Origin of the sequence: Microvirga sp. VF16 (assembly GCF_016864375.1) — a bacterium.
In the GTDB taxonomy this organism is placed as follows: Bacteria; Pseudomonadota; Alphaproteobacteria; order Rhizobiales; family Beijerinckiaceae; genus Microvirga.
Genome location: NZ_CP069359.1, coordinates 429,348 through 456,043, shown reverse-complemented (window position 1 = coordinate 456,043; position 26,696 = coordinate 429,348). Strand labels below are relative to the sequence as shown.

Below are 26,696 nucleotides of genomic sequence, written 5' to 3'. Positions count from 1 at the left end.
AATGGCGCGCCCGAAAGGATTCGAACCTCTGACCCCCAGATTCGTAGTCTGGTGCTCTATCCAGCTGAGCTACGGGCGCCTAGCCAGAGCACCTAGCTTATTATTCGCGAGAATGGAATAGCTCTTACAGCCAATAATTGGAACTGCACCCAGGACTACTCTGCGGCAGACCTAACAGCCAATGTGCAGCTCCGTCGAAGCCAAGGGCGTTGCTCCAAACGCTTCGGGCACGTCCCGCCGCCTATAGAAGCTAATCGAAGGGATTGCATCACTTACCCGTGGTACAAAGCGCCGGGCGATTGAAGGTCACCATCGACCATTCAGAGCGGATTTCCATTTTCCCTATAAGAAGTTCCAAGTTGAAGCTTCCAGGTTACCTAGCGGAACAAAGATGCTCGGGAGAAGCTCGGTAAGGGTATCGCAGCCCCCTTGCTCAAAGCTGCCAGTGGATAAGACGCTTGTCCTACCTCTTTCGAGTCGTTGACGCGGCCAAGCTTATGTTCCCTATTTGTTCTCGGATGCGGCAGCATCCGGAACCCAAGGTCCCGGCCCGTCGGCCGGCGGCCACCCCGTCCACCCTGGCCGCCTGCGCGGCGGCCGGGCACATGGGGATTCGTGCGAGGTATGCGTCCCATGAGTTCATCACCACCCCGTAGTCCCGCTCCGCCCGTCCGCCGGTTCGAGGGCGCCAAGACCACAACCGCCATCCCGGCCCGCGACCGCCATGTTCTCGATGCCCTGATCGTGGCGTCGCTGGACCCGGCGGTGCGGGCCATCGCCCCGGCGGATTCGCTGACCATCAGCCTCGATGGCCTGCCGGTCCAGCACGTGCCGGACTTCCGTCTCCAGACTGACGGCCAGGAGATCATCGTCGACGTCTACCGGCCGTCGCGGGCCAAGGCCGCCCGCACCCGGTTCGAGGCCGTCGCGCAGGCGCTCGCCAGCCAGGGTATCGCCTACGAGTGCCGCGAGCCGACTCCGATCCATGGTTCGCCGCTGGTCATGAATGCGAGAAGCGTTTGGGGCTGCCGGCATGCGTCGGTCGCGGCCGCGGACCAAGTCGCGGTGCTTGCCCTGCTCCGGCAAAGGAGCCCCCTGCCGTTGGCCGAAGTCGCCCAGGTTGTGCGTGCGGGCGACCCTGTGTCCAGCATCCTGGCCCTGGTCTGCCGCGACCTCGTCGAGGCGGACCTCGCGGCCGGACCACTAGGGCCTGACACCCCGATCCGGCGGCGCCGTCTTCCGCCACAGTCCCGAGACGTGGCTTCTGCCCGACCGGGGGCCCCCAACGGAGGTAATTGACGGGCTCCCACTGTGTTCTCTATTTGTTCACTGATAAGCACCGCCGCCGGATGATCTAACCGGACTGCGGTCGACCCACCCGCAGCACGGCTGCGGGCCCAACGGGGCCATGAGCGCCTCCCCGACCCGTCCTGGTTGCCCGGACGCCCTTTCCGCCCTGTCGGCGGCACGGCCCTGCAGAGGGCCCTAAGCAACATCTCATTCGCGCCGGCCTTGGCCGCGCCCCGAGAGACCGGACGGCCGCCCCGCGCGAGCGTGGACCGATCCCTGATCCAGACCATTCCGGCGTCCCGTGGGGTGCCGGTCCCTTCCCGGCAACACCGGCGAGGTCCGTCCGGCGCGCGCTGACGCACGCCTGGGCGCCTCGCCACCACGAGGTTTTCATGGACGACACAGAACGCGATCCTCTTTTCGATTTCGATGACTTGGCGGCGGAGCTGCCCGAGCCGACTGCGCCGGAGCGGCCACCCGCCACTGGCCTGCTGCCGGCCACCCGGACCCTGGCCCGGTATGCCGTCGACGCGGCCCTGACGCCGGCGCTCCGGCGGCGAATCGCCGGGGCGTCCCCGCTGGCGGTGGTGGTCCAGGGGCCCGACGCCTCCTGGGTTGAGCCGTTGCGCCTCGCCCTGTCCGCCCTCGGGGAGTGGGACCTCGTCAAGACGCGTTCCGTGCCCGCCGACCCGCGCGCGAAGCCCAACGTCGGCAACGACGAGGTGGCGGCCGTGCTGGCCCGCGGCGGCCGGGTGCTGGGCATCTCCCATGCGCCCGACAAGCTCCCGCCGGCGCTGGTCGCCGCCGCCGACCTGCGGGTGACCATCAAGCCGCCGGACCGCGCGGTGCTGCGGCGTGTGATCCGGCGCGCGACTGGCGCCGCGCCGCGGCGGATGCCGGCGGGCCTCAGTCTGCTCGATCACGACCTAATCTGCGCGGCGGTGCGGACCGGCACGTCGCCGCAGTCGTGCGTCACCCGGCTCCAGGCCGCCGCCGGGGCCTGTTCCGGCGCCGACCCGGCCCTGGCCGACGCGCCCCGTCTCGCCGACCTGCACGGCTACGGGGGCGGCGATGGACTGGTGCCAGAACCTGTTGCGCGATCTCGCGGCCTGGCGGGCGGGCGCGCTGCCGTTCCAGGCGCTGGACAGGCGTTGTGTGTGGGCGAGCGAGCCCGGCTGCGGCAAGACCACCCTGGCGCGCAGTTTGGCCAAGGAAGCCGGTTTGGGCTTCGTGGCCACCTCCATCGGCTCATGGTTCTCGGACAGCGCCGGGTTCCTGGACAGCGTCATCAAGGAATGGCGCAACGTGGTGGGCCGCGCCGCCGCTCACGGGAATTCTATCCTGTTCATCGACGAGTTGGACGCCCTGCCGGACAGGCGCACGGTCGGTGACCGCAACAGGGACTTTTGGAATGCCCTGTCCTCCCAGATCCTCTTGGACACCGATGAATCGTCCAATTTAACCGCGGGGCTGATCATCATCGGCGCAACCAATTTTGCGGAAAGGATCGACCCCGCGCTCGTCCGGCCCGGGCGCCTGAACCGCATCATTAGGATCGAGAAGCCCGATCTTGCGAGCCTGGCCGGGATCATGCGCCTGCATCTGGCGGGCGACCTGGCTGACAGCGACCTCGCCCCGTTGGCGCAGCTCGCGGCCGGCGCCACCGGGGCCGACGTGGCGCTGTGGGTCAAGCGTGCCCGCAGCCGGGCCCGGCGCGCCGGGCGGGCGATGCTGCCGGAGGATGTGACGGCCGAGATCCGGCCGGCGGACACGCGTTCCCCGAGGCGCTGCGGCGTGTCGCCATCCATGAGTCGGCGCATGCCTGCATTTCGGAGCGGGTCGGCGCCGGCACCGTGCATGGCATCACAATCCTCGACCGCGAGGGCGGGGCCCATACGCTGACCCAGGCGCCACAGGATCCCATCCTTTCCCGCGCTGACGTCGAGCGGCTCGTGCTTGTGGCCCTGGCCGGACGCGCCGCGGAAGAGGAAATCCTTGGCTCGGCGACAAGCGGCGCCGGCGGGAGCTCAAGATCGGACCTGGCCATCGCCACGGCGCTGCTTGCCAGCGCCCGCGCGTCGCTGGGGCTCGGCGAGACGCTCGCGTACCGCGCCTCCCCTGAGCAGGCCCACGCGCTCTTGGCCGTTGATCCGGAGCTGCGCCGCACCGTCGAGGCCCAGCTCGCCAGGCTCTATGGCCGGGCCCGGGCGCTGGTGCGCCAGCACCGCCCCCTGATCGAGGCCGCCGCTGACGTCCTCGTGGCCGAGAAGCACCTGTCCGGCGCGGACTTCCGCCGGCTGTTCGCCGCCTACACCCGGGCGCGCAAGGCCGGGCGGGTGCGGACCGGGGGAGGCCGCCATGGATAAAAGGATCCTGGAGGTCGCGGCGCGCCTCGCCGCTGTCCGCGAGGCCCTCGGCGCCCGGCAGACGCGGGGGTGGTGGTCCGCTTCCCGCTGGCCCGCGCCCGCGCGAATCGGGGCGGCGGCGGGAGGGAGCCATGAGGCCGGCCCTCATGCCCGCGGGCTGGGGCCTGCGGCGTCGCGCCCCGACCGCCCGCGGGTCCAGCGACGCCGGTGCCGGCGGAAGGATCCGGATGGGCGTTGATGCCCCCACGCCGGGGCCCGTGCCTCCCTCGGCGGCGCTGGCCCGGGCCGCAGGAGCCGAACCGGCGTCGGAAGGATTGGAGCGCCTTTCCTTAGGCGACCCGCAGGAAGGATCTTCTGTTCTAACCCATTGCAGGGAAGGTATTTTTCGGTGCGCCGGCCCCTTGCCAAAAGGCCGGAGACGGGTCTTGCTCGGAGGCGCCGATGGCTGACGGGGATGACGACCCGCCGGCCCGCCGGTCCCTCGGTCCCGGCGACGTGATCACCGAGGCCGAGGCCTACGCCCGCTTCGGCCACGTGCTGGAGGACAAGGAGCTGCGAATCGCGCGGCAGCGGGGCCGGATCGGCTACCTGCGGCGCAAGCGGCAAATCTTCTACCGCGCCGACGAGGTCGAGGCCTACGTCCGGGCGGTGCTGTCGGAGGAGTACATTGCATGCCCAGAGCCAAGACTGCCGCCCCTGACCCCGCCGCCCAGCCCCCCATCAAGGGCTGCGTCTGGTGGCACGGCCGCTACGGGGTCAAGAAGGCCCCCGGATCCAGCAAGTGGTCCCGCTGGTGGTACGACCCCACGCCCCGGGGCAAGAACCGACGCGGGCAGGTGTGCCGTAGAAGCCTTGAAACAACTGATCTCAAAGCCGCCCAGGACAAGGTGATCGCCCTGGTGCAGGCGGAGGGCGGCGATCCGGCGGCGCTCGCGCTCGACCCGCTGCTCGCGGCCATCGTCGGGCGATTCGTGGCGCTGGAGGAGAAGCGGAAGTACTGGACGCCGAAGCTCCAGATGCTGCTGCCGACCCTGGAGGCGGTGTGCCCGGACGTGACGCTGTCCGGCCTGTCGCCGGGAATGCAGAAGCGGATGATCCGGCACCTGGCGCAGCGCTACACGCCGTCCTCGATCCACCTGCCCATGGCCCTGGTCTCGGCGGCCGTGAACTGGGCCGCGGACCCCGACGACGACAACCGGGTCCAGTCGCGCTACCGGCCGAAGGTGATCAGCAGCGTCAAGCAGATCTGCAAGGTGCTGAGCGCGCCCCGGCCGAAGCCGCGCAACTGGCATCCCGAGGTCGAGGACATGGCCCGGGTGGTGGCGGCGTTCTGCGGCAACGAGCCGATGCTGAGGTGGTGCCTGATCGCGCTGACCTTCGGCGGCCGGTCCGTCGCGGTCCGCAGCGCCCGGCGCAGCCAGCTGCACGGGCGCGAGTTCGACACCCAGCCGCCGGACCGGCCGGAGTCGGACAGCAAGCGCTACCCGGTGCTGCCGGTGCCGCCCTCGGCGCTGAAGGAGATGCGGTCCTGGCCCGAGGAGGAGTGGGTCGGCATCGGGTCGACCTGGATCGCGGACCAGCTGACCCGGGTGCGGGATAAACTCGGGCTGCCGAAGCTGGTGCCGGGCTCGTTCCGCGACTTCGTCAAGACCACGCTGCGCGAGGCCCACCTGGACTACGGCGTCGCACCGGTGCCGCGCGAGCAGCGGCTCATCTGGCAGGGGCACGCCCCGGCCGACACCGACAGCCGCTACGGCCGGCTGGCGCCCGACTTCGTGCTCCACGCGGCCATCGCCATGGAGGCGCGGCTGCGCCACCTCGACGCCCTGTCGGGCGGGGCGCTGCTCCCGCACGGCCCCGCGGAGGGCGAGGACAACTGGCTCCTCCGCCAAGCCGCCGCCAAGGCCCGCGAAAATCCGCTTGTGTGGCAGCGGCTTACGCAGGAGCGGCGACTACCATTCGGAGCCTCCGTTGACGGTTCCCCTCTGGAGGAGCCGGATTTCGACGGGCTGAAAGCGGGGAAAACGGTCGAAATTGGGGGTGTTCGGGGGACTTTCCGCCAAATCTCCGCCAAGCCCCTCTGCTGTCGCCTGGACGACATTTTCGAGCCGACGCTGGGTGACGTCATCCAAGCATCGGGATCCGAGGTGCTCCGGCTCGTTCCCAACGATCCGGGAAGCCTCGTTTCCTCGCCGATCCTGTTCGTCCAGGATCAGAGGAACTTGATCAAGCAATAGAAAACGAATGCCGCCTCACTAGCTTGCTCTTCATACTCAACGCATCGGGCGGCATTCTCATTTGCATCAATGTTAAGGGCTACCCTCGCATCTCACTGATGTGGCGGGTCAAACGGATCATGGCTTCGATGGCCCCATCTGCCGCCGTGGGGGAGTCCTCTCTTGGCGGCCACTCGCCCTCAGGGTCGATCAGGACCTTAACTACATAGGACAGCATTTCTGCGGAGAAGCTATCATCGGCCAGAGCAAGAAGCTCAAACGTCCGTGCAATCCTAGAGGCCGTGTCGGGGTGCGTCGAGCTTTCACCATGGGGAGAGAGCTCAAACTGCGCAACCCAAGTCAAGCCAACAAAAGTTGCCAAGGCACGCCTTTCCAGTTCAATCTCAGGTGGTTTAGGCTTGGTCCCAAGCAGACGTCCAGCCTCTGCAGAATAATCAGCCTTGATCAGGTTGTTGGCGAATTCATCCGCCTCGAATTCCTGTTGCTTGTTATGCTCGGGGATACCGCGTCTGCTCTCGTGGTGGTTCAGTACATGATGCCCGAGTTCATGGCGCAATATCCAGCCGAGGGCACGCAAGAACAGTTCATTACCTGCACGCTCTGATTCAGATGTAGCTGAGGTATCAGGCAGCGGAGCCCAATCAACCCACTGATCAAACTTATTCTTCGCAAGCCTTAGCGAAAGTGTGAACAGATGAAGCCCAACCTCCACCTCGCCGGCAATTGGGAGCGTCGGGGGCGGAGCGCTTGCATCTGCAGCCCGCTGAGCCTCGAACATTTCCCGCCCGATGCGTATGACCGCATGGGAGAATGCCCAAAGACTAGCTAAACCGTTCCAAGTCACCCAGACTCGCGATGGATCTATGACTGCAGCGAACTCAGCCTCGTGCCTCTTGAGGTTGAAGGATCGTGCCATGATAGCCAAGGGGGTCGTACTCTCTTCGACCTGCGCCTCCTGGCAAATTTCTTTATACAAGGCGTCGATCTGAGGACGAAACTGCGAGAAGAGAACTTCAACGTAATCCATGGAGTGGGCGAGCTCTTAAAGGCCAATCTGGTGTTCGGAATAGCTTTGCAGCTTGGGGGTTCCAGCGCCTCTATAGATATTATGTCATCAAGAAATCTGTCTCATGAATTTGGCACACGCATCGCGTTTATTTTGAAGGCTTCATCGACCTGAAGCTTTGGGGCGGCAAGTGCTCTTGAAGCCTTGGGAGCAGCAAAGCGCCTTTCTTCAGAACTACCGCCATTGCGCCAATGATCCGATACCTGATCGTGGTTGCCGTGTGCTCCACGAGAGTGCTACACAGGGTGCCTGCAGGCGTCGCTAAGTCATTGATACTCCATGGGTTCGCGAAGATTTTGCGGTGTCTCCCCCTCTCCGCCACCCCTGTAGCGAAAACACTGACATAAAAGCCTACATTAGCCTGCTTTGTTGATTTACCCCAACATGCACCCCAACGTTGAACACGAGATTAGAAGCTGCTCGGTGCAACTGCTCTCTTGCGTGCCTGTGCCTCACGGTTGGAACTCATGTCTTACGTGGGTATCCGTCGATAACCCTATCAGCTTCTCTGTGTGTAATGACACGTTGAAAGTTAGCAAGCCTGGGATCTGAAAGCGCTTCTGTGCCGCAGAGGATGACGGTCGTCCATTCATGATGCGGGTTCAGCGTCGGCCGCGTATTGTACGTCGTTGCAAAACACGCTGCACGTAACGGGTAAGCCTCCGGCTGGCCAAAGCTGAAGGCTTCATTCGGATGCTTGAATTCGACGTGTACAGCAAGGATTCGATCCAAGCTGTTTCGGAAAAAGAAAATGGCGTCAGATTCAAGTCCTTTGCTGCCTTCAATTCGGCAAGTGCAGCGACTGTCCCGCCCGCACCAGTAATTTGCCCAGAATGGCTGCTTTGTCTCCTTTGTACTCCACCGCACCGCTCGTTGCTCATCAATGAGAACGCTGGACTCTGTGAAGTCCGCTTCAGCAAGCGTGCCACGGATCAGCCAATCTCTGACAGCTTGTGACGCGAAAACACTGGCAGCAATTGCGTCAAGATAAGGTTGTGCTTTCCCTGAATAGGCAGGCAAGGTGCAAGGCTCCGTTCGGGCTGAGATACCAGATTAGGCTGCAGGTCCGGTCCGATCGGCAGGTCGTTTCAGACAGCGCCATGTTGGTATTGCTGATTCGGTGGCATAGGTCAGGTCCAAGGAAAGTACCAACGAACCTTCTGGACGCAAACGGAGGATATCGGGCATCGCCGGAGCCCAAGCCGCGAGCTTTTCAGGGTTTCATTTATCTTCTGGACGGTGTCGGCCTTCCTAGATGAACGATCGTAGTGGATAGATTTACTCCAAACACAAGGGTCATCACTCCTCTGCTCTGTCCCATCGACCGCCTCATTGGTGCGCACGTGGTGCGCACGGAAGGAAATTGCAGCAACATAAAAGCTGAGCAGAACCCCCGGGAAATACCTCCTAAGTAGGTCGCCATAAGACTTGCGACGCGGGAGCTGCGGGTGTTTCCTGGGGAGCATGCAACACCATGATCACTCTCCCGGGACGTGGCTCGACGAGGCGGATCGCAAGCGGCTTGCCGCAGCGCTTGCCGGCGCCCGTGAGGCCCGTGTGTATCGCCGCCTCGAGGCGCTGCTATTGGTGGCCGAGGGCCATTCTATGGCCGAGGCGGCCCGCCGCTGCCGGGTCAACCGCTCCAGTGTGCATCGCTGGCTGGTGCAGTACCGGGCCGAGCATGAGGCCGCGGCACTGATCGACCGGCCGCGCAGCGGACGTCCCCGTCGTCACCCGAGGCTCACGCCGCAGCGGCTGGCGGCGGCCCTGGCACGTGACCCGCGCCGCTGCGGCTACCAGGCGACGAGCTGGACGGTGCCGCTGCTGGCGCACGATCTGGCCGCCAAGGGCCTCGCCGTCAGCCCCCGCACCCTGCGGCGCCGGCTGCACGAGGCCGGCTATCGCTGGAAGCGGCCGCGCTATGTCTATGTCGCGCGCGCGGCTCATCTGGCGCAGAAAAAAGGGGCTTGATCCGGCGCCTGAAGGCGGGCTGGCACAGAGGCGATCGGCTGCTGTGCCTCGACTGGACCCTGCTGCGACTGTTTCCGCCCCTGCGGGCGATGTGGGCGCTCAAGGGTACCCAGGCGATCGTGCCGATCACCGGCCGCAATGCCAAGCGGGTGCTGTTTGGGGCGATTGACCTGCACAGCGCGCGCCGGCTGGTGCTGGTCCGCCATCGCGCCGGTCAGGCCGATGCCCAGGCGTTCCTGCGCGTGTTGCGGCGCCACTACCGGGGCGCCGGCTGGCTCTGGCTGCTGACCGACCGGGCGAGCGCCCACACCGCGCCGCAGACCCAAGCCCTGGCCGCCCGGCTGCGCATCCGGTTCGTGTGGCTGCCCCGGCAGGCGCCCGAACTGAGCCCGATGGATCAACTCTGGCGCGAACTCAAGCGCCTGGTAGCGGCCAACCGGCAGGCGGCGTCCATCGATGCTCTGGCCGCCGAGGCCGCTGATTGGGTGCTGACGCTGACGCCGCAGCAGGCGCGCCGCAAGGCCGGCATGGCATCCAAACACTTCTGGCTCAGAAAGCTGTTGCAGAACTTTTGGCGACCTACTTAGAATGCTTATCTCATAAGCATTCTAGGTGTGGTGAGCGCGCTGGGACTCGAACCCAGGACCCTCTGATTAAAAGTCAGAAGTTCTCCGGCTGCCGTAGCAGGCCAAGTCTGGCCTACCGCAGCTGGTGCAAGAGCACCATGGTTTAACAGAACAGTCCTCCAAGGATCTTTTGCACGCCCCACCTCATTGGAAGACCAGACAAGGATACGGGGCGAACGCGATGAGCCTCACCGGCGCAGTGAGGAAATGGCTGGGCGCACTCATCCGGATGCTGGGCATCGCTGCCCGGCCCGTGCAGGAGGCGCAGGGCGAAAGAGGCGTGGTCATCCAGCCCTACCGCGGATACGGATCTCGCTCCGAAGTCTTCCTGATCGGTCGGGTATTCCGGCAATCGAGCCCGCACTCGGAGACCGGCCGAGGAGACCTCCTGACGAACCTGCGCGATATCGGTCGGCGCCTTGCCCGTCGCGCGATCTCCGGCGCCATCGTAACAGCCCGGTTCTATGGAGCGGAGGAAACCGTCACCACCGACAAGGACGGCTATTTTCGGGTCCATCTCTCCCCTGCCCTGCCGCCACCGCGCGACCGTTCGTGGCACACCATGGACCTGGCCCTGCCGCAGCCCCATGCGGTTCAGGCGCAAGCTCAGATCTTCATCCCACCGGCCAGCTGCCGGTATGTAGTCATCAGCGACATCGACGACACGGTCATGGAAACGGGCGTGGCCAACAAGCTCAGGATGCTCTGGCGCCTGTTCGTCGAGGACGCGCAGAGCCGGGTGGCTTTTCCCGGGGTCGGGGCCTTGTACCGGGCCTTGCACGCCGGCGCCTCCGGCGATCAGCAGAACCCCATGCTCTATGTCTCACGCGCTCCCTGGGGCATCTACGAGGTGCTGGAAGAGTTCTTCGATCTGAACGGCATCCCGATCGGCCCAATCCTGTTCCTGCGCGAATGGGGTGTCTCCTGGACACGTCCGCTGCCGCGCAAGGCCGAGGACCACAAGCGCGAGCTGATCCACAACATGCTGGCACTCTACAGTGAGCTGCCCTTTGTTCTCATCGGCGACAGCGGGCAGCACGATCCTGAGATCTACCGTCAGACCGTCGCGGAGCATCCTGGCCGGGTGCTGGCAGTCTACATTCGCAACGTCTCCCGGGATCCTGGGAGGATCAGAGAGATTGAGGACCTCGCCAAGGCCGTGGCGGGCGCGGGCAGCAGCCTGGTGCTGGCGGCCGACAGTGTGGCGATCGCGGAGCATGCCGCGAGCCTTGGCCTCGTTCCCTCAGAGACGGTTTCCGAAGTCCGAGACGAGCGAACGGCTACTGGTCAGATCGAGCAGGAGCTGCCGACCTACGGCGTTCAGCGGTCTACTCCGATGGGAACGGCTGAGGCCGTAGCGCAGGGTGACTTGCAGGATCTGATTGAGACCGGATCCGAGCCGATGCCACCCAATGTGATCGTCGAGCCGGAGGCGCGGGAGCAGCCCAAGCAACCCTGATCGGATGTGAGTGTCTGCGGGCTCAAGAGGTCAACCTCCAGGCTGTTGGAACCTGAGCCGTTCCCAACCGTCCCTTGTACAGCGCGTTACGGCCTCGCGCCACGATGGTACGCTTCTCTGCGGGGTCAACCGACGCTGGCAGTCGTGGCTCTGCCAGGCACCACTGTCTTAGCTCGATTGCAGCAAGTAAAGACAGAAGCGATTCTGCTCATCGCACCAGAACCTGATAGGTTGCCAACCGGCTTGGCTTGCTAAGTTCTGGAATGTAGCAGGATCATACTTATACGAGGTGTCCGTGTGGATGCTCTCCCCGACCTCAAACGCGATTGGGACCTCCCCAACCTGATACATCAATGCTTTGGTAGCAACCAGATGAGCCTCAACGCGAAACGGGTTATGCTGCACGCGGGCCTCGTGGCGGAAATCACCGGGATTGAACGCAGTGCCGAGAAGGCGATTGAGGTGGACCAACAGATTCTTATGCAACTCCGCCATAAGGCCATCAGCCTGGCCGTAGGCGCGCAACAGGCTTTGTTCATCACGATTGGGATCGGCTCCAACCAGAAACCAACTCGGCCCAATGGTCTCGCGGGCTCGCGTCAGAAAGGCGACGGCGCCTGCAGGATCGAAGTTGCCGATTGTAGAGCCTGGGAAGAACCCAAGGATCGGACTTGCCCCACGCTGGATCGGAAGGGTGATCTGCTTCGTGTAATCCGCGCAAACCGGAGAAACCTCGATCCCCGGATAGTCCGCTGCAATTCGCAGTGTGGCAGCTTCGAGATACTCACGTGAGATGTCGAGCGCGACGTACCGCGTCGGCGCAGTGAAGGCATCGAGCAGTATGCGAACCTTGTGGCTTGCTCCGCTGCCAAACTCGACGATCGTGGCTCCAGACCCAACCAGGCTGCCAATCTCCTCAACCCTCGAGCGCAGGAGAGCACCCTCGCAGCGGGTGAGGTAGTAATCCTGCGTGTGGCAGATGCGGTCGAACAGGGACGAACCCGTCTCATCCCACAGGTACTTGCCGGGAAGCGTCTTCTGGGCACGAGACAGACCGCCAAGCACATCACGCAGCACCTCACTACGCTCGATCAATCCGGCCTCCTGCGTGAGTATGGTCATTGATGGGGTTTCCGCCTTTAGTCTCTGTCGAGCGTGCGCCTCACCTTTGTGGCCAGCTCAGCATAGATGAAGGGCTTCTCGATCACGTGCATGCCAAGGTCCAGACGCCTTTGGTGCACAACAGCGTCTGAGGTGTAGCCCGTGGTAAACCCGTTTGTGCAACGACAATTTTTGTGTCCGGCTAGCGCCGACTACGATGTCCGGCTTTTTCGCGCGGGCTTGGGCTGATGAAGGCGGCGCCGCACGTTAGGCTTGAGTGCGTTCCTGACGTCCTTGTCCGTGAGCGTCAGGTCGAACCATTCCGGATCAAAGTGGCCGCCGCACCAGACCCGGGTCTCGGTGTGCTCGCGATCATCCGGATCGGCCATGATGGCGAGAAAGCGCTCATAGCCACTGACGCCGCCCACGTCTTCTGGCGGCCTGGCACGGGCTCCTGCGATGCAGGTCCCAAAGCGAGGGGGCGTATCGAGGGCCAGCAGCTTCTCGATCTCCACGGTGTGCAGCCAACTGTCTCCGAAGTCATAGAGATAGGTAAAGCATGTGCCCGGCTCCCGGTCGAAGTCGCGCAACCGCACCTCACGCTCGTCGAACACGCGCGGGTCATCCTCGAAAGCCCCGTCCTCGAGCAGTTCCGGATCGCCATAGCGCAGGCCACCAATGTGGAACTCGTGCAGGTGGTAATCCCACCAGTTGAACGCCGCCTGTATCGCAAGGTGCAACTGCCCCAGGTGCCACGTCCACGGCACCACCAGCCGTCGCCACACGGGCGGGTCGATCTCGGCCAGCGTGATCTTGATCTGGAGGGCGTTGGGATCTTTCCAGGACATGCCCCAGTGGACCCATCACCGGCGGCGGCGTCAACTAGCTGACCGCGTCCAACGACAATTAGACAGCGGCGCTCTTGGCCTCCGCCGCGGTCCGGCGCCGGTAGCTCTCGGTGTTGAGTTCCAGAATGGTGGCGTGGTGAACCAAACGGTCGATCGCCGCGACCGTCATGGCGGGATCCGGGAAGATCTGGTTCCAGGTGCTGAAGGGCTGATTGCAGGTTGTGATCAAGGAACGCCGTTCATAGCGCTCGGCGATGAGTTCAAATAAGACGCTGGTTTCCGCCTGATCCTTGCGCACGTAGCCGAGATCATCGAGGATCAGGCAATCGAAGCGGTCGAGTTTGGCCAGGGTCGCCGGCAGGCTCAGATCGCGCCGGGCGGCTTGCAGCTTCTGGACCAGGTCGGTGGTGCGCGTGAACAACACCCGCTGGCCGGCCTCAATCAGGGCCGTGCCGATCGCCGCGGCGAGGTGCGTCTTGCCGGTCCCAGACGGGCCGAACAGCAGAATGTTGGCGCCCTGGTCGAGCCAGGCATCCCCGTCCGCCAGAGCAAGGACCTGCGCCTTGCGTAAACTCGGCACTGCGGAGAAGTCGAAGGTCGCAAACGTTTTGCCAGGGGCAGGTCGGCCTCGGCGAGATGGCGGGCAATCCGTCGACTGTGCCGCTCATGGATCTCGTGCTCGCACAGGACAGCCAGGAAGCGAGCCGATCCCCAGCCCTCCGCATCGGCCCGGGCGCCGATCTCCTGCCAGAGCCGCGAGATGGTCGGCAGACGCAAGGTGGTGAGCAGGACCGGCAACTTCGCCGTGTCGACCGGCGGCGCAGCGGATGAGGATCGGGTCATGGTGCGGTCCCTTCTGAAGCGGCGATGGGATCGACAGGGATCAGGCTGTCGTAGACGCTCGGATCCGGCGCCCTCACATGAACCACCGGCGCCTGGACATTCAACGGTCCGGCCACGACGGCCCGGGCCTGGTCGAGATCCGGGAGCCCACCGCCGGCGAGAACGCTCGCGAGATGATCGGCCAGTTGGGCCTCGCAGGCGTGCGTAGCAGCCAGATGCAGCAGGCCGACATAGACCCGGCACGCCTGTCTTGGATCGAGCCTGGCATCAAGAACCTCCCAGGCCCGTCGGAAGGCGGTCTGCGGGAACAGATCCTCCCGGAAGACTGAGTGCCGAAAGGCCTGCGGCTTCTTCACGAGAGCATGGACCAGATGGCGGTAGTCGACGACGCGGACACCGGGACCACCGCGTTTGAAGTAGCGGCGTGGGACGGTCAGCACCGGGGTGAGGCCGAGATGGCAGACGAGACGATCATCGTAGATATGCACCTTGAGCCGACAGCCGACGAGGCGCGAGGGCACGGTGTAGAGGACATTGCGCACCGAGATCGTGCCGGAGCGTGTGACGGTGACCGTTGCCACCGAGTAATCGCTGGTGCGAAAGCGCGGCAGAGGAGCCAGCGCCTTGCGCTCGATGGCAAGCGCCGCCTGCACGGCTGCGTTCTTGCGCATGGCGTAGTCCTGCAGAAAGGCCTGATAAGCCTCCAGGTCGGGGAAGTCTTTCGAGCCGCGCAATTCGAGAGCTTCGCGTAATCCGAGCTTGAGATGGCCATGGGCGGCTTCGACCGATCCGTTCTCGTGGGCGATGCCGGCATTGTTGCGGGTCGGCTGCAGACCGTAATGGTTGCAGAAGGCAGCATAGGCCTTGGCCTCGTCCTCGCGCTCGGCGAGGTTGCGATAGGCGGCCGAGAGCCGGTCGGTGCGATGCTCGTGCGGGACGCCGCCGAGCTGCCAGAGCGCCTCGTGCAGCCCTTCGGTGAGAGCCGTGAAGCTCTCACCGCCGCAGATCGCTTTGATGAAGCGCCAGCCGGAATAAGCGAGCCAGAAATGGTAGAGCAGATGCGGGAAGGGCTGGCCGGCGATGGTCACGTCGAGCTTGGCGCCATTGGTGAAGTCCGAGAGAGCCTGCCGGCCGGGCGGATGCTCCTGTCGGAAGATCAGCTCGCGCTCCGGTCCCTCGGTCGCCCGCCAATGGGCCACCCGCCGCTGCAGCGACCGCAGATGGCCGTCGCCATAGTGCCCCGGATGCAACCGCTGCAACTCTTCGAGCAAAGTAGTGGCCCGGATCTGGGGCGCGGCCTCGAGCATCGGCACGAGTTCGTCGAGCCAGACCTCGGCGAAGGGATCCGGACGCGTCCGGTAGCGACGCCCCTCGCGCTGGCTGGGAAGAACCGGGTCGGCTTCGATGCGCCGGCCGGTGCGTTCACTGAACCCGGCCGCGCTGACGCGGCGGCCTGAGAATATCCGTCCTTGCGTGAACTCATGTAGCGCCTGACCTGGCGGTCGGTGACGTGAATGCCCGGCATCAGCCTTCTCCCGCAATCGCGGGAAAGATTGATGCATCTCACATCAAACCGGCCATCTCTGTCGTCATCAGGCGGCCATCATAATTGTCGTCGTTCACCCCGTTTCCTCAACACCTCTACCCCGCCTCATCGAGCACCTTGCGGCCGGTGGCCAGCGACAGGCCAAAGTGCTTGGCCACCTGAGTGGGGGCGACACCTGCCACAAGAGTGGCCCGCACCGCCTTGCGCTGTCCCTCCTGCAGCGGGGAAGAGCCCTTGGCAGATCGCAGGGGTCGGGCTTGGCTGGTGCGTCTTGGAGCCAGCCGATCCAAGGACGCTCTGGCCTGTGTCGCCGCCGTCTCCAACTCCGGCCGTCGGCCTCTGCCCTTCTCCAGCCGGCGCTGCACTTCCTCGACGAGTTGGGCAAGCTGCTGGGCCAGCTGAGCGTCGGACAGGCTGGCAAGCGCCGGTGGCTTGGCCGAAACAGGAGCCGGTTCGGACGCGGGGGTCGGGATGGTCAGAGTGTACTCGAACAGGTCGAGCGTGCGCGGTGAAGAACCCTTGTGCGGCATACAGTTTATATAGGCATCAGGCGGTGCTTCCCCAATACTCCGTGACCCGTCATATTGCGGCTCTTAGCGGGATTCTTGCTCCTAGAGGGAGATGCCCGCGGGAACTTTGAGCGAGCCAAAGACCCCCAGCCACTCAGAGGTTTGATCCGAGCAAGACACAGGGTCTGAATTCGAAGCTGAATGATCAGGGTGATAGCAACGCATATGGGCAAGCGGCAGTCATCACCGTCACCGATAGCAGATCATTTTCTCCTTCAGATCGGGATCCGCTCAGTTATCCTTGGCGGAGGCGAACACTGACTGAGCGGAGGCATTTGATGCGAGTGCCGGCAATCGTGCTGATGGGCATTGTCCTATCAGGGATCAGCGCAAGATTTGCTCCTGATTGAGCGCCGGCATTATCAACCAAACGCAGCTTTCCCTTGGAGGCACAAGCTTTGCGTGAGACTCTGATTGCGACATCAGCAGTGGGAGCGGGAGGTCGCGATGGAAGTGTCTGTGTGCGAGGCGCTGTTGGACATCACCACGATGCGAGACATGGTCACAGCCTTCCAGAACGAGGATCATTGTCGGCGTCTGATTGAGGCCATGGTCTGGCCCACGGGACGGGTTTGCCCCGCCTGCGGCTATCGCCGCTCCATTGCCCTAATGAGCCGGGAGAACGGGAAGCGAGCACGACCCGGGCTCTACCAATGTTCGAGCGGTACCTGCCGGTTTCAGTTTACCGTCACAACTCGCACACCGCTGCACGCGACGAAACTGCCTTTGCGGACTTGGCTCTCTGGCCTGTGGCTACTGCTGCAATCCGACAAAGGCGTCTCCTCCATCCGCCTGGCAGAGGCGCTCGGCGTCAGTCAGCCGACAGCTTGGCGCATGGGCCATGCTCTGCGCCTGATGGTCGGACGCGAGCACGCCCTCGGTGGGGTGGTCGAGATCGATGGGCTCTATCTCGGCGGCAAACCGCGGCGGGATCCGAACTATTCTCCACCAGGTCGTGGACGCAAAGGCCAGCCTAAGACCTTGAAAACGCCGGCGCTTGTGGCCGTGCAGCGGCCGCCCGATTTGAGCCCCGGCGCACCCGCTGGTGAAACCCGAGCCGCAGTGATTGAGGATCTATCCGAGTCCGAGGCTGACCGGGTTCTCACGGAAGCCGTCGAGCCCAGCGCACATCTGATGAGCGATGAATGGAAAGCATTTGTGTCTCTGGGCAGCGCGTTTGCAGCCCACGATACCGTCCACCATAAAGCGCGTGAGTATGCCCGTGGTCCGGTTCACATCAACTCGGCGGAAGGCTTTAATGATCGGGTCCGCCGCACCGTCTCAGGCGTGTTCCATCACATCAGTCCGCATCTGGCGGATCTTTACTTCAACGAGATCGGCTTTCGCTGGTCGCAACGGGTCGTCACAGGCCAGGCACCCCGCCGCACCCGCAAAGGGCGTCAGATCACCAAGACCTTATGGGCACGGATACCGCCTGCCTTGCAGCTCCCGGCGGTGTTTCGCTTCGCCATTGGACGCGAGATGCGCCGGACGAAAGCCGGTGGCATCGACCTTCTCTCGAAAGTAGCTGTCTTTGGTTGATAATGCCGGCGCTCAATCAGGAACAGATCTTGCGCTGGTCCCAATACAGATTGTGAGTCAGACGCTCTCTTCGGCCTCAGGATCGATACCACCCTCATCGGAACAGCGGTCCCACAAGAACCCACTGACTGGCCCGTTCGTCTGAATCACACGCCGGTCCCAGGCTGCGGAACGGGATTAGCTCCTGTCCCCAATCAGCGTAAGATGGCATGCCTCATTCGGGCCAGCTCAATCGAGGATCTGCCGACATGAAGCCGATGACGGAAGTGCACCTCGCCATCCTGCGCCGGCACATGGTGGACGTGATCGCGCTTCAGGCTGATCTCATGAGCGAGGAGATCGGCAAGGCCACCCTAGGGGAGCGAGTTCTCGACGCCATGCGGCAGGTGCGGCGCCACCTCTTCGTGCCGCCGGAGCTTGCGGCCATTGCCTATCACGACACCCCTCTGCCGATCGGCTTCGACAAGACGGTGTCCCAACCGTTCATCTGCGCTCTCATGACAGACCTGCTCGATCCACAGCCTTATGAGGCCGTGCTCGAGGTTGGCACTGGCCTGGGCTACCAGGCTGCCGTTCTTGCCGAACTCGCCCGCCAGGTCTGGACCGTCGAGATGGTCGAGGAGTTCGCCAGCCATGCAGAGGCCCGTCTGTCACAACTTGGTTATGGGAACGTTGCCGTTCGGGTGGGTGACGGCACCCGCGGTTGGGTCGAGCATGCGCCCTTTGACAAGATCCTGGTCACAGCCGCAGCCGAAGTGCCTCCGACGGCCTTGCTGGATCAACTCGCCCCAGGAGGGCGTATGGTCCTGCCCCTCGGCCCTGAGGACATCCAACAACTCACCGTCATCGACAAGGCCGACGACGGGCCGATTAGGACGCGAACCGTAATCCCGGTGCGGTTCGGCATCCTGGAAACTGTGATCTGAGGAAGCATCGTGAGCAGGCCAGGGCCTCTGATCCGTGGGCGGACGGCCGAGCCGATCCCAGGATGCGGGTGTCGCAGGAGATTGCTGCAGAACAGGTGAGCATCAATGGGATTGGCCGAGGACTATATCACCCGTGATGCCACAGCACTGGCCGATCTCGTGCGGCACCGGCAGGTCAGTCCCGCCGAACTCGTGGAAGCCGCGATCGCGCGGTTGGAGCAGGTAGAGCCGAAGCTGGCCGGAATGGCGGAACGGACACTGGAGCAAGCCTTTCGGGCTGCCCGTGAGCCCCTGGCGGACGGGCCATTTGCCGGTGTGCCGTTTCTGCTCAAGGACAACATGCACGTTGCCGCCGGCATCCCGTATCACAACGGCAGCCGTATCTGGCGCGGCTGGGTGCCGCCGCGGGACAGCGAGATGGTCCGCCGATTCAAGGCCGCCGGTCTGATCATCCTCGGCAGCACCAAGGTGCCCGAGCTCTCCCTGACGCCAGTGACCGAGCCCAGGCACTTCGGCCGCGCCAACAACCCTTGGGCGCTGGACCGCACCACGGGCGGCTCATCGGGAGGATCGTCGGCTCACGTTGCAGCCCGCTCGGTGCCGATGGCCCATGCCACCGACGGAGGCGGATCGATCCGGATCCCGGCGTCCTGCTGTGGTCTCTTCGGGCTCAAGCCCACCCGTGGACGAACTCCGAATGGTCCCTATGTCGGCGAGGGCTGGCATGGCGCCGCCATCGGCCATGCAGTGACCCGCAGCGTCCGCGATTCTGCCCGCCTGCTGGACGCAATTACGGGCCCTGATCTCGGCGCCCCCTATGGCCTTGCTCCGCCTGCACGGTCCTTTGCCGAAGCCGCGGCAGGACCGCCGGGACGGCTACGGATCGCCTTCAGCTCCCTTGCTCCCAACGGAGCCCCAGTGGACCCGGAGTGCCGGACGGCGGTGGAGAATGCGGCGAAGCTCTGTGGCGAGTTAGGCCACCATGTGGAGGAGGCCGTGCCTGGTGTGCCGGAGGATTACTTCAGCTGGTTTCTGATCGCCTTTCTGGCAGCTGTTTCGCAGGAGTTTGCCTTTGCGGAGGAGATGACCGGCACCAGACCGCGGCGCAGCGATGTCGAGGAGAGCACGTGGCTATGCCGCGAGTTGGGACGGGGCTTCTCGGCCGCGGAGCTCTCGGTCACGCTGGAGCGGCTGCATCGGGCCACGCGTCAGATTGCCAGGTTCTTCGAGACTTATGACCTGCTGTTGACACCGACGCTTGCCCGCCCTCCGGTTAGGCATGGGGAACTCCACCCGAGAGGCCTTGAGGCAGCCCTGCAGGTCTTGGCCGCCCGCCTGGGTGTTGGCCGGTATCTGCGTTATGGCTCTCTCCTGCAGCAGGCAGCGGATCGCGCGTTCCGGTTCATGCCGTTCTCACCGATCTGGAACATCACTGGGCAACCAGCGGCCAGCCTGCCGTTGCATTGGACGGCTGACGGATTGCCTGTCGGCGTGCAGGTTGTCGCGCACTTCGGACAGGAGGAGTCCTTCTTCTCGTTCGCGACGCAAATCGAGCAGGCTTGCCCCTGGAGCCATCGTCTGCCGACAGCAATTGCCGACATCGGCTGATCTCAGCGTCTGATCAGGCCGTGACTGAGTTAACGCGACACCGTCGAGTTAAATGGATGGTCGGGGCGGTGGTAAGATACCGCCTGCATCGCTAATCCAAGCGTCCATTCATCGATCTATCTGCCGCATCCGTGATAGAATCGGTTCACATCCAGCCTGCGCTGCCGGAGCGGCCTCACCTTTTTGTGGATTGTTCCTCCACTACGTAGGAGCGGATTCGCGTCCGCCCGTGGCTGTGATCGCGTCGACCGACAGCGGATGGCTCTGAACTGCCAACGGGCATCTCTTCGCCGCTGGGGACCAGTCGATCCTCGGTGGTCACGTTCGCGGTCGATCCGGAAAGGGCGTCATCCGTCGACACGCCAGACCAGCCCTCCGCCCGCCAAGCATCGGCGCGTTCATCCAGGTCGATGGTACCCTCGTCGTCGAGGATACCGAGCACACGCTCATACTGCTCATCACTGGCGTTGACCGAGATCAGATAGCCCCCGCGGCGCAGACCCTCGGCATAGGTGTGCCGATCCTCGTCAGGCAGAAACCAACCACCCAGAGCGCCCCAGAACCCGCGCGGCTCCGTGCGCTGGGCCGCGCCGGGATCGTCCGGTGGGTCGCGCTCGTCGCCAGGCATGAAGCGAATGCTGTCGCGGGACATGCCGGCATCGATCAGGCGTTCAATTGCAGTCTCGGCATCGCTCCGGCTGTCGAAGAAGGCTGTCACCAACTTCTGGGACGATGCAGAACTTGAACCCGGGCTGGATGTCATCGATCTGTCTCCTTCGCATTGATGAGCGAACCATCCGAAGCCTCACATTCCTGAGCCCGTGGCTTGGTTCGCGACAAAGGGTTGCCGACCGGGTCAGAAGCTGTTGTTCGTATGGCTTGCCGCCTCGACCCCATCACGAGCGGAAAAGTGTCGGGTTCGACGAACTGCTCGCGGAGCCGGCTGCCAGATTTCCGTCCCTCTCGGGCGCTGGTTGGAGCCGGAATGCCACTGAAGTCCCGTGCCAGAGCTGGCTGCTCGGCGGCCAAGCAGCCAGCCGATGGCACAGCCCAACGCGCCAATGGCAAGCACGGTCATGAGCGGGTGCTCCTGCACAGGCCGGCTCATGGCTTCGGTGCCCTGCTGGTAGTAGCGCTCGGCCTCCGGCAGATACCGCCTGCCCTGTTCCATGTAGGTCTGACTGCGCCGGTAGAGATCGCGGGCAAGACCAGAGGCTTGATTGACTGCCGATTGAACGCTGTTGTTTCCGGTTCGGCCCTCTGGGCCCTGACCGGGTGGCGTGGGTACCTCGTTCAACGCCTCGGGCTCACATTCGGCCGCGACACTTTTTGATGCTGATGTGGTCCAAGCAGGCGGATCGCTGGCAGGGAAACTGTCATCAACAGCATCGTCCACGTGCCGCTGTTGGATCGACTTTGGCTCGTTGTCCGCATCGACCGGACGCTTCTGATCGATCTTCTCGTCAGGCATTGGAAACCTCCATCCACCTGTACAGGGCAATGAGCTCTCAAGACGGATGGTTCCGATTGGTTTGCGACCGCCGGAAGGACGCCCTCAAGGCTAAATCGCAGATTGTGGGGGTGCTCAGCCGGCATAGATTGTGAAGCGGACATGGCCCTGAGGGTCCGGACTGCCCTTTCCGTTCTATAGGTGTTACACGATGCCCCAGGCGCGGTAGCGGGTGCGGCCGGTGAGCTCGCGCGGCAGCGCCCCACCGAGCTGCGCCAGCATCAGGTCGATAGCCTTGGGCGTGACCTTCAGGAGCTTGGCTCCGAGCGGCCCCGTCACCAACGGACGCGACAGAAAGAGCTCGACCAGTTCCGGCAGCTTGGAGTTGCTGCGGGTCTTGGCCGTGACCCGGCTCATCAGCTCGCGCGCCAGGATCAGCCGGTCGAGATCCTTGTGGGCGATCGCCAGCGCCTCCTCGAGCACCCGGCAGAAGCCCTCGAGCTTCTCTTCGGCCCCTTCCCGCCCCTGCGGCCGGAACTTCGACTGCTTGAAGCCGGCCGCCAAGGGCAGCAGGTGATGGGTCAGCCCTCGCGCCCGCAGGATGGCGGCCGCCATGGTCAGGCCGAGCCACGGCAGGCGGGTGTAGAGGTTGAGATCGAGCCAGGCCTGCCAGGCGACCGCCGCGGCCGCGACCGCCGGCCAATGGGATGTCCGTTTGATGAGGTCGAGCCACAGATCTTCGTTTTCGGCTTCGTCCTGATCCGGATCGTAGACCAGGTGCGAGCGGCTCTTCGGCAGCGGGGTTTCACCTGCCAGCATCTGGTTGGTGCGGTCGAGCAGGGCATCGATCTCGGCCAAGTGCGCGGCCCAGGGATCGGCATCGTTGGCAAAGGGTGGGTAGGCCTCCTCGTCATCCGGATCCGGCTTTGCCTTCCTCCGAGAGCTTTCAGGGTTTGCTGTGACGGGACCGATGCCGCGCAGGGCGGCCAGTCCATCAATCGAGATTGGCCACGGGGCCTTTCTGGCCATCGCTGTCCGACGGGCCCGAAGGGCCGCCGCCGCGCGGGTGAGCTCGTGGGTGGGATGGCGCACGTCCATGCTGGCGTCGTGCAACACCAAGTCGCCGACATCGACGAGGTGGCCGTCGAGGATCAGGGCGCGCACCGCTTCGGTCATGTCGCAGCGCGATTGCCAGCCGGCGGCCAGGCCCGAAGCCTCGAGCCGGGCATCGAAGCGCAGCACGCTGATCGTGATGGTCTCTAAGCGCCCGGCGACGGTCTCCCATGGCAGCTCCGGCAGAGCGTAGGTGCGCGGGACCAACCGCTCCTCGTCGTAGTCCCCTCCCCTGCTCTCGAAAGCCACGCTTTCACCCTTAAGCTAAGTTGTTGATCTCGGATGGTATAGCTTGACAGGAAGAAGCGAAGCAAGGCCTCGCTACGTCATGGTATGAGGAAACCCGACATTCCGCTAAGCAACGTCTACAATGAGGGCGAATTCCACCGCCGGCGAGTTCTTTTTGGAGCCCCATAGCGGCTGATACAGACACGCAATGAAGGCAGAAGCTATTGTTTCTTAAGCCATTTTTCCGGACGGCGGGATAGCCCTTTGCTCGCCGACCAGTTAACAAACTGGCTTCAAAGACGTCTTCAAACGATCGGTTGCTCATAGCTTCAGAAATGGCACATTTGAGCCGTTTTCAGACTGTTGAGCACGAGCCTTCAACCACCTGTGAGGAGACGCTCTCGAGTATTTTAGCGCCGCTGTTTCCCAGCAACTATCTGCCGCCCGAACCGTAGTGCCGTATCCGCAATGTTATAGCTCTGAGAGACTGTAGCCACGGCCGCAAATGGCCAGATGGGGCTATCCGCAGACATTGTACAACAGCGGTCTCTACTGGTGCGTTGACAGGCTGCACTGGTCTTGCTTCGACGCACCTAGAGCACTAGATATACGCCGAGCGTTTCGTATATCATGGAGCAGATAATGCAGGTAGCTAAATGGGGGAACTCCCTTGCTGTCCGCCTCCCCTCAGCCGTCGTCGACGCGTTGAAGCTGAAGGAAGGCGACGACATCGAAATCGTCGTTGCTGGATCGCGCTCCTTCGAGGTCTCAAAAGCCCCTGATGCGGCCGAGACCCTCGCGCGCCTGCGGCGCTTCCGTGGCCGCCTCCCCGCTGGGTTCAAGTTCGATCGGCTTGAGGCCAATGAGCGGTAAAGCCTTTCTCGACACCAATGTCGTCTTGTATCTGCTGTCTGAGGATGCCGCCAAAGCTGATCGCGCCGAGGCTCTCCTGGCTTCGGGAGGCACGGTGAGTGTGCAGGTCTTGAATGAGGCTGTGAGCGTCATGACCCGAAAGCTCAAGATGGATCTCGACGAGGTCCGGGAGGTCTTGGCTGGAGTACGGCATTTCTGTGCGGTCGAGCCGATAACCACCGATACCCATGATGTGGCGCTCAACGTCATGAAGCGCTACGGCTTCTCGATCTATGACAGCCTAATTGTCGCCGCAGCCGTAAGTGCCGGCTGCGAGACCCTCTTTTCGGAGGACCTGCAAGACGGTCAGCGAATTCAGGACAGTCTAACCATCGTAAATCCGTTCAAGTAAGGGATCAGCTCGGTCCGTTTAGTTGAGCCTGAAGCGAGTTCCAAGGTTTCTCCGACGATGAAGGCCCCCTCCCCTCTCAAAGCCAATCTGGTCGGATACGCCCGCGTCTCAACGGAGGACCAAGCCACGGATCCTCAGACGGACGAACTCCGGGCCGCCGGCTGTCTTGTAATCCATCAGGAGTTCGCCTCCGGCGCTTCGCGCAGCCGCCCCGTTCTGGCAAGCCTTTTGCGCAGCATCCAGCCGGGAGAGACACTCGTCGTGGTCCGTCTCGATCGACTGGCGCGATCGGTGAAGCACCTCCTAGAGGTCATCGAGCAGCTGGAAGCCCGCAGCGCGTATTTCAGATCCCTGCGCGATCCGATCGACACCACTACACCACAGGGCATGTTCTCTCTTCAGGTTCTGGGAGCTGTTGCCCAATTAGAGCGGTCTCTTATTGCCGAGCGGACCAAGGCAGGTATCAAAGCCGCGGCCCGGCGTGGAAAGCTGCCAGGCAACCCCGGCTTAAGAGCCCGCGATCCGATTGCAATTCGCAAGGCAGCGGCGGGCTGGTCTCACGCTCATCTCGAAGAGGTTCTGGAAACTCTCGACACTTGGCTCCCTGCTGTCCGTCGTCTGCGCCCTGAACACACCTGGGATGATGTAGCACGTATCCTCAACGCTTCAGGCCAATCATGGACAGCAGAGCGATTACGTCGAACCACCAAACGTCTAGTGAAGGAGGGCCTGGCCGAAAAGGCGCTCTTGACGAAGTCCCCTCCCCGGTTGCCGAGCGAACGCCTTCTGACACTCGTCGCTGGCATTGCCATAGCCGCGCCTGAGCTAACCCTACGTGACATCGCAGCCCAGTTGGAAAGGATGCGAGAGCGGGCTCCTCGTGGAGGCAGCAGATGGTCCGCTTCGTCTGTAAAATCGCTTCTCGACCGGGCCAACAAGCTCGGATTAACTGCCAATGGCGAGGTCTCTGGCTAGGCTTATATTCAACCCCTCACCAATCTGCATCTGACTCGTCGAAACCTGAAAGTTCGGCGGCGAGTTCGTCTAGCGCCCGATCCAATGCGCTCCGCTGCCTGCCACTTTGACTGGAGCGACCAGCCCCCTGCCCTATCCGTGCCAATCGTCGCTTGACGGTCCTAACCCCTCTCACGATCAGGTGCGCAAGCTCATCGTCGCCTAGCTCGTTAACCATATCTTCGATCTCGTGGCGGCTTGCCCGCTTTGCCAAAGACGTAAGCGACAGGGCCTTTACAGGCTTCTCCTCGGGAGTGCTTCTCGGGATAGGAGGGGTTAGACGCTTGGCGGCGGCAGGCTTGGGTGGTGAGGCTCCGAATAGATCCCCCTGCCTCCCGTCCCAGGATTGTCGCTGCCGCGTCGGGCCCCGTCCCAAAGGTTGGCCTCCCCTGCCCTGCAGGAAGGTAAGGCGGTCAACCCGCTCCTGGATCCACGATCCATCCCGCCCTCATGGTCTTTACTATAACCGCGTGGGCAGGTCATCGATCCAGCTCCGCAGCGGCCATCGACGCGACCTCTAGATCAATAGCTGCCAAAGGACTACCGTCGCTCAAGAACCACTCAGCCGATAGCCCAGTCCAAGCTAGGATCCAGCGTAGTAGCCGTCGCCGCTCCAGCCCTGCGGCAGAGGTGACGAGCTCCAGACGACGCGCGAAGCGGCCGGGCATAGTTGCGACCGGGTGTGTAGGATCCGTCAGATCGGGGTTCGTAAAGATATTGGCGAAGTCGAAACCGCGCTCCCCGACCAAGCGCTTCGGGTCAATGGCGAGCCAGCCGCGTGCTCCGAAGTCGAGCACGTTGTCGTGGTGCAAGTCACCGTGCAGGACTCTGACTTCGCGGGGCTCAGCCAGCAGCGCACTAGCCGCTTCAGCGCAGCGTACCAGAATGCCCCCATGCGTGGCGGCTGCCGGCTCTAGGTCGCGAAACCAAACCATCAGTGGGATCAGGTCAGGATGCGGCTTCGGCCTGGGGGCGTGGAGGCGGGCAGCAGTAGCACACAGAATGCGGCAGGCTTCGTCATCGCGGCCAGACCGGGCCATTTCAGCGAGAGAGTCCGAGCCGGTAGCACGCTCCAACAATAGGGCTTCATTATCCCGAGCCAGAACCCGCGCTGCGCCTTCTCCGTCCCACCATTCCATCAGCACGCCGCCGAAGCGCTCGTCTTCCTCATGGGATATCTTGAGCATGGCGGGCTCGCCTACCTGTGTTACCGGCAACAACCGAGCGGCTGGGGTGGCGATAGGATCGCCATCGGGAACCAGGTTCCAAAGAGTCAGGTAGGGCTCAAACATCGGTCAGACATATCACAGCGTATGGCCGCTTAGCAGACGTCGGCCGCTTCGGATGGTGGGTGCGAAGCGCCAGATTCTATCCACGAATAGAGCAGGTGAGGACTTGTCGGTTGTCCGCGGACAACTAGGCACCGTACATCAGGTTCGTCCCGCTGCAACAAGCGCGCCCGAGATTTTTATTTCATGGGGTGTCCGCGGACACTCCATGGCTCCGACCCATTCCACACTGGGTCCGCCCTTTAAGAAATGGCGGTTTCCACACGGCTCCTTTCGGTCGGTTGTCCGCGGACAACCAATCTCCCGGTCGAAGCTACAGCACGATGGATCCTACACAGGA

General features: G+C 63.5%; 24 protein-coding genes, 1 tRNA gene and 2 pseudogenes. 15 read left to right on the top strand and 12 right to left on the bottom strand.

What is annotated here, in order from left to right; translation table 11 throughout:
* Positions 1–2 precede the first annotated feature (2 nt).
* Positions 3–79, bottom strand: a tRNA-Arg gene (locus JO965_RS47620).
* 554 nt (positions 80–633) lie between these two features.
* Between JO965_RS47620 and JO965_RS47615 the strand changes: the two genes are divergently transcribed.
* From JO965_RS47615 to JO965_RS47590, 6 genes are all read left to right on the top strand, one after another.
* The gene (locus tag JO965_RS47615; RefSeq protein ID WP_203448274.1) at positions 634–1,299 is read left to right on the top strand and encodes a hypothetical protein; all 666 of its coding nucleotides are present in this window, start codon (positions 634–636) and stop codon (positions 1,297–1,299) included.
* Positions 1,300–2,361: 1,062 nt separating this feature from the next.
* The gene (locus JO965_RS47610; RefSeq protein ID WP_203448273.1) at positions 2,362–3,192 is read left to right on the top strand and encodes an ATP-binding protein; all 831 of its coding nucleotides are present in this window, start codon (positions 2,362–2,364) and stop codon (positions 3,190–3,192) included.
* Positions 3,078–3,656: a hypothetical protein gene (locus JO965_RS47605; RefSeq protein WP_246777387.1), complete on the top strand. Its 579-nt coding sequence runs from the start codon at positions 3,078–3,080 to the stop codon at positions 3,654–3,656. The genes JO965_RS47610 and JO965_RS47605 overlap by 115 nt, the downstream gene beginning before the upstream one ends.
* Complete coding sequence (locus JO965_RS47600; protein WP_203448272.1) at positions 3,649–3,894, top strand: hypothetical protein; 246 nt, start codon at positions 3,649–3,651, stop codon at positions 3,892–3,894. The genes JO965_RS47605 and JO965_RS47600 overlap by 8 nt, the downstream gene beginning before the upstream one ends.
* Positions 3,895–4,097: 203 nt before the next feature.
* The gene (locus tag JO965_RS47595) at positions 4,098–4,547 is read left to right on the top strand and encodes a hypothetical protein (RefSeq protein WP_203448271.1); all 450 of its coding nucleotides are present in this window, start codon (positions 4,098–4,100) and stop codon (positions 4,545–4,547) included.
* The gene (locus JO965_RS47590) at positions 4,544–5,893 is read left to right on the top strand and encodes a hypothetical protein (RefSeq protein ID WP_203448270.1); all 1,350 of its coding nucleotides are present in this window, start codon (positions 4,544–4,546) and stop codon (positions 5,891–5,893) included. The genes JO965_RS47595 and JO965_RS47590 overlap by 4 nt, the downstream gene beginning before the upstream one ends.
* Before the next feature lie 79 nt (positions 5,894–5,972).
* On the opposite strand, the gene JO965_RS47585 is transcribed toward JO965_RS47590, so the two are convergent.
* Positions 5,973–6,920, bottom strand: coding sequence for a phage exclusion protein Lit family protein (locus JO965_RS47585; RefSeq protein ID WP_203448268.1), 948 nt, complete (start codon positions 6,918–6,920; stop codon positions 5,973–5,975).
* A gap of 504 nt (positions 6,921–7,424) precedes the next feature.
* Positions 7,425–7,979 (bottom strand): hypothetical protein, encoded by a 555-nt coding sequence (locus tag JO965_RS47580; protein WP_203448266.1) that lies wholly within the window; start codon positions 7,977–7,979, stop codon positions 7,425–7,427.
* A gap of 444 nt (positions 7,980–8,423) precedes the next feature.
* Between JO965_RS47580 and JO965_RS47575 the strand changes: the two genes are divergently transcribed.
* The 3 genes from JO965_RS47575 (at position 8,424) to JO965_RS47565 (ending at position 11,015) form a co-directional block, all read left to right on the top strand.
* A complete protein-coding gene (locus JO965_RS47575) occupies positions 8,424–8,930 on the top strand; it encodes a helix-turn-helix domain-containing protein (protein WP_246777289.1) in 507 nt (168 codons plus the stop codon).
* Positions 8,927–9,517, top strand: a complete 591-nt coding sequence (locus JO965_RS47570; protein ID WP_246777290.1) for a transposase — start codon at positions 8,927–8,929, stop codon at positions 9,515–9,517. Before JO965_RS47575 ends, JO965_RS47570 begins: the two co-directional genes overlap by 4 nt.
* 220 nt (positions 9,518–9,737) lie before the next feature.
* Positions 9,738–11,015, top strand: a complete 1,278-nt coding sequence (locus JO965_RS47565; RefSeq protein ID WP_203448264.1) for an App1 family protein — start codon at positions 9,738–9,740, stop codon at positions 11,013–11,015.
* Positions 11,016–11,183: 168 nt separating this feature from the next.
* Here the strand turns inward: JO965_RS47565 and egtD are convergent, their stop codons facing one another.
* The 5 genes and pseudogenes from egtD to JO965_RS47540 all read right to left on the bottom strand — a co-directional run bounded on the left by egtD (position 11,184) and on the right by JO965_RS47540 (position 15,883).
* On the bottom strand, positions 11,184–12,131 hold the full coding sequence (gene egtD / locus JO965_RS47560) for an L-histidine N(alpha)-methyltransferase (protein WP_371827067.1): 948 nt from the start codon (positions 12,129–12,131) through the stop codon (positions 11,184–11,186).
* A gap of 197 nt (positions 12,132–12,328) precedes the next feature.
* The gene (locus JO965_RS47555; protein ID WP_203448260.1) at positions 12,329–12,964 is read right to left on the bottom strand and encodes a plasmid pRiA4b ORF-3 family protein; all 636 of its coding nucleotides are present in this window, start codon (positions 12,962–12,964) and stop codon (positions 12,329–12,331) included.
* A gap of 58 nt (positions 12,965–13,022) precedes the next feature.
* A pseudogene (istB, locus tag JO965_RS47550) lies at positions 13,023–13,807 on the bottom strand (IS21-like element helper ATPase IstB).
* Positions 13,804–15,332, bottom strand: a pseudogene (istA, locus tag JO965_RS47545) (IS21 family transposase). Before istA ends, istB begins: the two co-directional pseudogenes overlap by 4 nt.
* 116 nt (positions 15,333–15,448) lie before the next feature.
* Positions 15,449–15,883 (bottom strand): hypothetical protein, encoded by a 435-nt coding sequence (locus JO965_RS47540; protein WP_203448258.1) that lies wholly within the window; start codon positions 15,881–15,883, stop codon positions 15,449–15,451.
* Positions 15,884–16,369: 486 nt separating this feature from the next.
* Between JO965_RS47540 and JO965_RS47535 the strand changes: the two genes are divergently transcribed.
* The 3 genes from JO965_RS47535 (at position 16,370) to JO965_RS47525 (ending at position 19,998) form a co-directional block, all read left to right on the top strand.
* Complete coding sequence (locus JO965_RS47535; RefSeq protein WP_203448256.1) at positions 16,370–17,464, top strand: IS1595 family transposase; 1,095 nt, start codon at positions 16,370–16,372, stop codon at positions 17,462–17,464.
* A 248-nt stretch (positions 17,465–17,712) separates the two neighbouring features.
* Positions 17,713–18,390, top strand: coding sequence for a protein-L-isoaspartate(D-aspartate) O-methyltransferase (locus JO965_RS47530; protein WP_203448254.1), 678 nt, complete (start codon positions 17,713–17,715; stop codon positions 18,388–18,390).
* 105 nt (positions 18,391–18,495) lie between these two features.
* Positions 18,496–19,998, top strand: coding sequence for an amidase (locus JO965_RS47525; protein WP_203448252.1), 1,503 nt, complete (start codon positions 18,496–18,498; stop codon positions 19,996–19,998).
* A 175-nt stretch (positions 19,999–20,173) separates the two neighbouring features.
* Here JO965_RS47525 and JO965_RS47520 read toward each other — a convergent pair whose 3' ends face one another.
* From JO965_RS47520 to JO965_RS47510, 3 genes are all read right to left on the bottom strand, one after another.
* Positions 20,174–20,761, bottom strand: a complete 588-nt coding sequence (locus JO965_RS47520; RefSeq protein ID WP_203448250.1) for a hypothetical protein — start codon at positions 20,759–20,761, stop codon at positions 20,174–20,176.
* A gap of 93 nt (positions 20,762–20,854) precedes the next feature.
* Positions 20,855–21,469, bottom strand: coding sequence for a hypothetical protein (locus JO965_RS47515; RefSeq protein ID WP_203448248.1), 615 nt, complete (start codon positions 21,467–21,469; stop codon positions 20,855–20,857).
* A gap of 183 nt (positions 21,470–21,652) precedes the next feature.
* Positions 21,653–22,810, bottom strand: a complete 1,158-nt coding sequence (locus JO965_RS47510; protein ID WP_246777359.1) for an RHE_PE00001 family protein — start codon at positions 22,808–22,810, stop codon at positions 21,653–21,655.
* Positions 22,811–23,431: 621 nt separating this feature from the next.
* Between JO965_RS47510 and JO965_RS47505 the strand changes: the two genes are divergently transcribed.
* Genes JO965_RS47505 through JO965_RS47495 form a run of 3 tightly spaced genes read left to right on the top strand, consistent with a single transcriptional unit; the run spans position 23,432 to position 25,028 of the window.
* On the top strand, positions 23,432–23,662 hold the full coding sequence (locus tag JO965_RS47505) for an AbrB/MazE/SpoVT family DNA-binding domain-containing protein (RefSeq protein WP_203448246.1): 231 nt from the start codon (positions 23,432–23,434) through the stop codon (positions 23,660–23,662).
* Positions 23,652–24,053 carry a PIN domain-containing protein gene (locus JO965_RS47500; RefSeq protein ID WP_203448244.1) on the top strand — a complete coding sequence of 134 codons (402 nt, stop codon included), beginning with the start codon at positions 23,652–23,654 and terminating at the stop codon, positions 24,051–24,053. Before JO965_RS47505 ends, JO965_RS47500 begins: the two co-directional genes overlap by 11 nt.
* 57 nt (positions 24,054–24,110) lie before the next feature.
* The gene (locus JO965_RS47495; protein ID WP_203448242.1) at positions 24,111–25,028 is read left to right on the top strand and encodes a recombinase family protein; all 918 of its coding nucleotides are present in this window, start codon (positions 24,111–24,113) and stop codon (positions 25,026–25,028) included.
* A gap of 518 nt (positions 25,029–25,546) precedes the next feature.
* Here JO965_RS47495 and JO965_RS47490 read toward each other — a convergent pair.
* Complete coding sequence (locus tag JO965_RS47490) at positions 25,547–26,359, bottom strand: aminoglycoside phosphotransferase family protein (RefSeq protein ID WP_203448240.1); 813 nt, start codon at positions 26,357–26,359, stop codon at positions 25,547–25,549.
* Positions 26,360–26,696: the final 337 nt, after the last annotated feature.